This is a genomic window from Streptacidiphilus sp. MAP12-33 (assembly GCF_041261265.1).
Classification (GTDB): domain Bacteria; phylum Actinomycetota; class Actinomycetes; order Streptomycetales; family Streptomycetaceae; genus Streptacidiphilus.
Genome location: NZ_JBGCCA010000075.1, coordinates 1 through 7092 on the forward strand (window position 1 = coordinate 1; position 7092 = coordinate 7092).

The window sequence follows — 7092 nt, forward strand, 5'->3', positions numbered from 1 at the left end:
GCCCCCCCCCCGCCCCCGCCCCCCCCCCCCCCCCCCCCGCGGGGGGGGGGGCCCCCCCCGCCGGGGGGGGGGGCCCCCCCGGGGGGGGGCGCCCCCCCCCCCCGCCCGGGGATTGGCCCCTCCGGCATGAGCAGCGTCAGCGTCGTCATCCCCTGCTACAAGTACGGCCACTACCTGGAGGACTGCGTCCGCAGCGTGCTCGACGAGCAGCCGGGCGTCGACGTCAGGGTCCTGATCATCGACGACGCCTCACCGGACGACTCCGCCGAGGCCGCGCGCAAACTCGCCGCCCGGGACGACCGCGTCGAGGTCCGGGTCCACGAGCGCAACCGCGGCCACATCGCCACCTACAACGAGGGTCTGCTGGAGTGGGCCGACGGCGACTACTGCGCCCTGCTCTCCGCCGACGACCGCCTCGTCCCCGGCGCGCTGACCCGCGCGGCCGCGCTGCTGGACGCCCACCCCGAGGCGGGCTTCGCCTACGGCCGTCCCCTTCACTTCCAGCACGGCCTGCCGCTGCCTCAGGCCCGAACGGGCCCTGGCGGTCAGGTCGTCTACCCCGGCCACTGGTGGCTGGAGCGGCGCTTCCGGGAGGGGACGGGCTGTATCACCTCGCCCGAGGTGGTCGTGCGCACCTCGCTCCAGCGGAAGATCGGCGGCTACGATCCCGAACTTCCGCACGCCGGCGACATCGAGATGTGGATGCGGCTCGCCGCCCACGCCGACGTCGGCTACGTCAGCGGCGCCGACCAGGCCTACTACCGGGTCCACGGCCAGAACATGTCCACCACCGACTTCGGCGGCCAGCTGGACGACCTGCGCCAGCGGCTGGTCGCCTACGACTCCGCGCTCGCCAAGTGCGCCGACGAGCTGCCCGACGCGGAGCGCCTGGCCGCGACCGTCCGCCGGCGCCTGGCCCGTCACGCGCTGCGGCGCGCCTACCGCGCCTACGACCGCGGCCGTACGGACGTCGTGCCCGTCGACGAGCTGGTCGACTTCGCCCGCGCCTGCACCCCCGACGCCGACACCCTGCCCGAGTTCCGCGCGCTGCGGCTGCGCCGCCGTGTCGGGGTGCGGGCCATGCCGTACCTTCAGCCGCTGGTGCTGTCCGCGGTCTACGAGCGCGGCCGGGAGTGGCTCTGGTGGCAGTCGTGGAAGCGCCGGGGCCTGTGAGCGCGCCGATCCCGCTTCTCGCGCTCGGGACGCTCTCAGGCGGCTGCGAGCGCCGTGCGACGGCGGGCCGCCCGCCCCACCAGCCAGCGATCCGTCCACAGCGCCACCGCGATCCCGCCGAAGGCCCCGAGCAGGGTGACACCGATCAGGCCGCGGCTCTTGGTTCCGCTGAGCAGCGCGGCGTTGGGCGGCACCAGCACCGAGACGGTCATCCGGGACGCCGCGGGCACGTGCTCGCCGACCTGGAGCGCCGCGACATGGGCCGTGTAGACGTCGATGACGTGCTGGGCCACGGCGTCCGCCGTGCTCGGGTCGCCCTCGTCCGCGGTGATCTGCAGCGAGGGGATCAGGTACTGCGGGGTGGCGTTGGTGCCGCTGTTGCGCGGCACCAACGCGTAGACGCCGTGCACTCCGGCGGCCGCGAGCTCGGCCTGGCCGGCGGGCGTGGCGAGCTGCTGGACCACGGCGTAGGAGGCGGACGCCAGCGTGGGCTGGAGGTTCGCCAGCTGGTTCGGCTGGTTGCCGGTGACCGGCGGCTTCAGCACGACGACCGCCGAGGCCCGGTAGACCTGGGTGGGCTTGAGCACGTGGTAGGCCCCGGCGGCGGTCAACAGCACTGCGAGCAGCAGGACGTACCAGCGTCGGAGCAGGGCGCCGACGAACGCTTCGGGCGACACGGACTGTCCTTCCGTCAGGGTCGATACTGCCAGCCCTACTTGACCACACGCCAGGTGATCCGTGAGGCTGATCGGGGCTTCCGGGGGGAGGAACGACGGTGAGCCTGGCCGAGATCCTGGCGACCCTGCGCCGGTGGTGGTACCTGATGGTGCCGATCTGTGTCTTCAGCCTGCTGGCGGGAGGCTACCTGTACCGGACGGTACCGGTCAGCTACTCCTCCGAGAGCTCCATCAGCCTGCTCGACTCCACGGGCGTGGCCAGGCTGGCGCCCACCTTCGGCAACCCGATCGCCAACGCGGGCGGTCCGCTGATCGTCACCGCCGACGTGCTGATCCGCACCCTGCAGTCCGCCGACGCCGCCCACTCGCTTCAGGAGCTGGGCGTCACCGACACCTACAAGGTCGGCTTCGCCGTCGACGCCCCCGGACCGCTGCTCACGCTGAGCGTCACCGGGGTCGGCCGCACCCGGGTGCTGGACGAGACGGCGACCCTCACCCGCTTCGCCGGGCAGCAGCTGCGCGCGCTCCAGCTCCAGGCGGGCGTGCCGGCCGCGTACCAGGTGCAGTCGACCCCGGTCGTCCTGCCACAGGCGCCGGTCTCCCAGCTGAAGACCAAGGTGCAGGACGTGGCGGGGACGATCATCGTCGGGTTCACCGGCGGGTTCCTGCTCTGCTTCCTGGTCGACGCCGTCGCCCGGGCCCGCCGTGCGCGGCGCGGTGAGCCCCGCGCTCCCGCGGCCGTACCCGCGCAGCGCCGTCGAGGCCTGCTGCACCGCCCGCTGGACGCGACCGCCGTGCTGACGGTCTACCTCTACCTGGCCCTGTTCATCCCGTCCAACCTGGCCGTGCCCGCGCTCGGCGGGGTCGGCACGCCCGCCAACGTCTTCGCCCTGCTGGGGCTGCTCTGGTTCCTCGCCTCCTGGCTCGGCGGCCGGATCACCGCCCCCGCCGGGACCCGCTCGGCGCGCCTGGCCATGTGCGTGCTCGCGACGGCCGTGCTGCTCAGCTACATCGCCGATGCCGCCAGGGACAGCTCGCACGAGGAGCAACTCGGCGCCGACCGTGGGGTGATCGCCCTGCTGGCCTGGGTCGGACTGGTGGTACTGACCACGGCGGGCATCCAGGACCGGGCCCGGCTCGAGGTGCTGATGCGCCGTCTGGTCCTGATCGGCGCCGTCGTGGCGGCCATCGGCTACTACGACTTCTTCTCCGGCACCAACATCGCCGACTCGATCCAGATCCCCGGCCTGCACGCGAGTGTCTCGGGCGTCGAGGCCATGGCCCGCGGCGACTTCGTGCGCCCCCGCTCCACGACCGCCCAACCGCTGGAGTTCGGCGGCATGCTGGCGATCCTGCTGCCCTTCGCGATCCAGCAGGCCCTCGACCCGAACCGACCGGGCGGGAGAGTGCGGCGCTGGGTCCCGGCGGCGGTGATCGCGGGCGCGCTGCCGCTGACCGTGTCGCGCACGTCCATCATCGGTGTCGCGCTGGTGCTGCTGATCATGGTGCCGCGCTGGAAGCCGCAGCGTCGCTGGACCGCGATCGGGGTGCTGCTGGGCGCGGTCGCGGCCTTCAAGGTGATCATCCCCGGCCTGATCGGCACGCTGACCAACCTGTTCAGCTCGTTCCTGAGCAACTCCGACAGCAGCACCCAGACCCGCACCGTCAAGTACGCCGAGATCATCCCCTACCTTGAGCAACGTCCGCTGTTCGGACGCGGGTTCGGCACCTTCACGCCCGACCTGTACTTCTTCACCGACAACCAGTGGATGCTGATCGCCGCCGAGATGGGCGCGTTGGGCGTGGCCGCGCTGCTGTGGCTCTGCTTCACCGGTATCCACCAGGGTGGCGCGATCCGGCGGCTGGCCCGCACCGACGCGGACCGGGAGCTGGGCCAGGCCTACCTGGCCACCGCCGTGGTCACCCTCGTCATCAGCGCGACGTTCGACGCGCTCAGCTTCCCGATGTTCGCCGGGATCTTCTTCGTCACCCTCGGCACCGGCGGCAGCCACCTCGGCTTCCTGCGCCGCGAGGCCGCCGCGGAGCGGGCGGCGGCGTCCACGACGGCACCCGAACCCGAGCCGGTGTCCCGGCCCGTGTCGCCGCCCGTGTCCGCGCCGGTGCCCCAGCCCGCGTCCAAGCCTGTTCTGGAGGCCACGCCATGACCGTCGACCAGCAGTCCTCCCTCGTTCCCACGCCCGAGGGACAACCCGTGAGCACCGCAGGCGGGCAGGTCGTCGTGATCGCGGTGACCTGGAACAGCGCCGCCGTGCTGCCCGGTTTCCTCGCTGCTCTGCCCGAGGGGATGGACGGCGTGGATTGGCGCCTGGTCGTCGCGGACAACGCCTCCGCCGACGACACCGTGGCCGTGCTGCGCGAACTGGCACCCGACGCCGAGGTGGTGCAGACCGGCCGGAACGCCGGCTACGCGGCCGGCATCAACGCCGCCCTGGCCGCGTGCGACCCGGGCACCACTCGCGCCGTGCTGATCTCCAACCCCGACGTGCGGATGCGGGCCGGCTGCGCCCGCACTCTCGTCGAGTCCCTGGACACGCCGCAGCCGGACGGCTCGCGCGTGGGCATCGCCGTCCCGGTCCTGCTGGAGGAGGACGACGTGGTCTTCCCCTCGCTGCGCCGCGAGCCCAGCGTGGCGCGGGCGTTCGGCGAGGCGGTGCTCGGCAACCGCCGGGCCGGCCGGTTCCGGCGCTGGGGCGAGATGATCACCGATCCGGCCGCGTACCGTCGGCCCACTCGGGCGGACTGGGCGGGTGGCGCGCTGATGGTGCTCTCACGCGCCTGCCTCGACGCCTGCGGCTCCTGGGACGAGTCGTTCTTTCTCTACTCCGAGGAGACCGAGTACTGCCTGCGCGCCCGGGACCTCGGCTACGTCACCTGCCTCGCGCCGGACGCGTCCGCCGTCCACCTCGGCGGCGACTCCCGCGTCTCGCCACGCCTGTGGACGCTGCTCACGCTCAACCGGGTACGGCTCTACCGGACCCGCCACGGCGCTGCCGCCGCCACGGCGTTCCGCGCCGCGGTGCTGCTGCGCGAGGCCTCCCGCGCCGCCCTCGGCTCCGGCCGCGCCCCCAACCGTGCGGCCGCGGCCGCGTTGCTGAGCTCCGCCCGCCTGGCGGAGCGCCCCGGCCCCTGACGGGAGGGCCTCAGCGGAAGCCGCGGAGGGCGCGGGCCGCGAGGCCGCGCAGGACCTCGGTGGCGGCCAGGACGCGGCCGGTCGCGCCGGAGGCGAGGCGCAGCGCGCTGCGGCTGAAGGCGAGGGCCTCGAACCGGCCGTCGCGCAGCGCCGACTCCACCGCCCCCCGGGTCGTCGCGCCGTCGAGGGTGAGCTCCATCGCCAGCGGGAAGAACTGCCGGGCCGTGTGGAAGTCGAGCGACACGAAGCCCGGCAGGCCCAGCTCCTCGCGGAGCGCCATCGCGCGCCGGTTCGGCGCCCAGCCGTCGTACTTGCGGTTCCACACCTCGACCGCCGTCAGGTGCTTGGCCCACTGCGGATCGAACCGCCGCCAGGCGTCGCGGCGCCACGGGTGCGCGAAGACGGCGATCCCCTGCTCCGCCTCGGCCCGCGCCAGCACCTCGCCGATCTCCGGCGTCTCGCCCAGGAACGGCACCTCGCCCCAGACGGGGACGTGCACCACGTTGTCGGCGTCGTTGTACTCCAGACCCGGCACGACCAGCACGTCCGAGGTGCTCGCGCGGGCGCACGCCTCGACGTAGCGCGACCAGCGCGCGTCGCTGAACCCGTGGCTGTGCTCGCACATCAGCAGCACGTCCACCCGGCGGCGGCGAAAGGACTCGACCAGCTTCTCCAGCGGCCAGGCCGCGTCGTCGGACCACTCGGAGTGGATGTGGGCGGCGGCGCGGACGCGGTTCATGTACGGCTCCTGATCTGACCGGCGACCGTCTCGTACGTGTCGCGGAGGAAGACGCCGGCCTCGCCGCGGCGCCAGTTGTACCAGCGGTCGCCGCGCCGGGGGAGCATCGCCCGCAGCGTCTCGCCCCGCCCGGGCCAGCGTCCCGCGTCCGCGCCCGAGGCGCCGCGCAGCACCGCGAGCAGGTGCACCAGCTCGCGGCCGAGGTGACGGCAGAGCAGCTCCGGCGGGCCCTCGGGCGGCTCGGGGGCGAAGGCCGGGTCGAGAGCCTGGCGCACGGCCCAGACCGGGTAGGGGTAGCCGCGGCGGACCGCCAGTGCCATGCTGCCCCAGGCCCGGCCGTTGACCTCCATGAACCAGGCCGTGCCGTCCTGATCGCGCAGCAGCTCCACCATGAACAGTCCGCGCCAGCCGATCCCCTCCATGAGCCGCTCGGCGGCGTCACGCAGCTCGTCCGGCACGGGGACGGACCGGCAGGCGCTCGACCCCGAGCCGCGCGGGTTCATCATCCGGATCCGCCGGTGACCGCTGAAGGCGCCCACACCAGAGGCGGTCGCGAACCCGAAGACCCCCTCGCCGACCCCGCTGACGACCCGCTGGACCAGCACCGGGCCGTCGATCCGCGCCGTGAGCGCCTCGATCTCGTCCTCGTCGCGGGCGAGGGCGCCGGTCGGCCGTAGCAGCCTGCCCTCGTGTTCGACCACGGCGAGCGCGGGTTTCACGAACCAGGGCCCCGCGCCCTCGCCTCCCGGTACGGCCAAACCCGCCGCCAGCGCGGCGGCGATCTGGTCGCGCTTGTCGAGCGCGAAGCGCGCCCTTTCGCCGGTCGGCCCGGCGAGCGGCACCGGGAGGTCCTTGCGGCTGCATGCCCACAGCGCGTGGTCGTCGAGCGGCAACACGGCGACAGGCCGGTGCCGCTCCACCGCGTCGGCGATGTCGCGCACGCACGCGTCGGCGTCGTCCTCGGGCGCGGTCACCTCGACCACCTCGACGCGCCGACTGGCCGCGAGCGCGGGCCTGCTGCCCCGCCGCGTGAACGCCACGACCCGATACCCGTGCTCGGCCAGACAGAACGCGGCTTCCGGCGCAGCCAGCGCCTCCGCGAACCCGACCAGCACAGGCCCGCTCCCCGCCCCGCCCGCCCCGACCCCCGCCCGGTCGGCGCCAGGCGCCCGCTTTGTCCCGCCCCCAGTGGCCTCCGGCCGGTCGGCGCCAGGCGCCCGCTTTGTCCCGCCCCGCTCGGCCTCCGGCCGGGTGGCGCCGGAGGCGGCAGAGCCGGCGTGCGAATCGGGCGCGCCGCCCGCCCTGGCCTCCGGCCGGGTGACGTCCGGGGGAACAGGCACCCGCGTTGTCCC

General features: G+C 74.2%; 6 protein-coding genes. 3 read left to right on the forward strand and 3 right to left on the reverse strand.

Annotation, left to right across the window (positions count from 1 at the left end):
* The first annotated feature begins 126 nt into the window (after window positions 1-126).
* Window positions 127-1173: a glycosyltransferase family 2 protein gene (locus tag ABH931_RS39455; RefSeq protein WP_370124792.1), complete on the forward strand. Its 1047-nt coding sequence runs from the start codon at window positions 127-129 to the stop codon at window positions 1171-1173.
* Between the two features lie 35 nt (window positions 1174-1208).
* Here the strand turns inward: ABH931_RS39455 and ABH931_RS39460 are convergent, their stop codons facing one another.
* Window positions 1209-1850 (reverse strand): hypothetical protein, encoded by a 642-nt coding sequence (locus tag ABH931_RS39460; protein WP_370124793.1) that lies wholly within the window; start codon window positions 1848-1850, stop codon window positions 1209-1211.
* A 98-nt stretch (window positions 1851-1948) separates the two neighbouring features.
* Here ABH931_RS39460 and ABH931_RS39465 point away from each other — a divergent pair, with 98 nt between their 5' ends.
* Together ABH931_RS39465 and ABH931_RS39470 are read left to right on the forward strand one after the other, a co-directional pair.
* On the forward strand, window positions 1949-4015 hold the full coding sequence (locus ABH931_RS39465) for an O-antigen ligase family protein (RefSeq protein ID WP_370124795.1): 2067 nt from the start codon (window positions 1949-1951) through the stop codon (window positions 4013-4015).
* Window positions 4012-5001 carry a glycosyltransferase gene (locus ABH931_RS39470; protein WP_370124797.1) on the forward strand — a complete coding sequence of 330 codons (990 nt, stop codon included), beginning with the start codon at window positions 4012-4014 and terminating at the stop codon, window positions 4999-5001. Before ABH931_RS39465 ends, ABH931_RS39470 begins: the two co-directional genes overlap by 4 nt.
* Window positions 5002-5011: 10 nt before the next feature.
* On the opposite strand, the gene ABH931_RS39475 is transcribed toward ABH931_RS39470, so the two are convergent.
* Together ABH931_RS39475 and ABH931_RS39480 are read right to left on the reverse strand one after the other, a co-directional pair.
* Window positions 5012-5740, reverse strand: coding sequence for a PHP domain-containing protein (locus ABH931_RS39475; RefSeq protein WP_370124799.1), 729 nt, complete (start codon window positions 5738-5740; stop codon window positions 5012-5014).
* Window positions 5737-6855, reverse strand: a complete 1119-nt coding sequence (locus ABH931_RS39480; protein ID WP_370124801.1) for a hypothetical protein — start codon at window positions 6853-6855, stop codon at window positions 5737-5739. The genes ABH931_RS39475 and ABH931_RS39480 overlap by 4 nt, the downstream gene beginning before the upstream one ends.
* Window positions 6856-7092: the final 237 nt, after the last annotated feature.

Coding starts and splice junctions, on each gene's coding strand:
- ABH931_RS39475 (WP_370124799.1), bottom strand. CDS start 5,740: ATGAACCGCGTCCGCGCCGCCGCCCACATCCACTCCGAGTGGTCCGAC.
- ABH931_RS39455 (WP_370124792.1), top strand. CDS start 127: ATGAGCAGCGTCAGCGTCGTCATCCCCTGCTACAAGTACGGCCACTAC.
- ABH931_RS39470 (WP_370124797.1), top strand. CDS start 4,012: ATGACCGTCGACCAGCAGTCCTCCCTCGTTCCCACGCCCGAGGGACAA.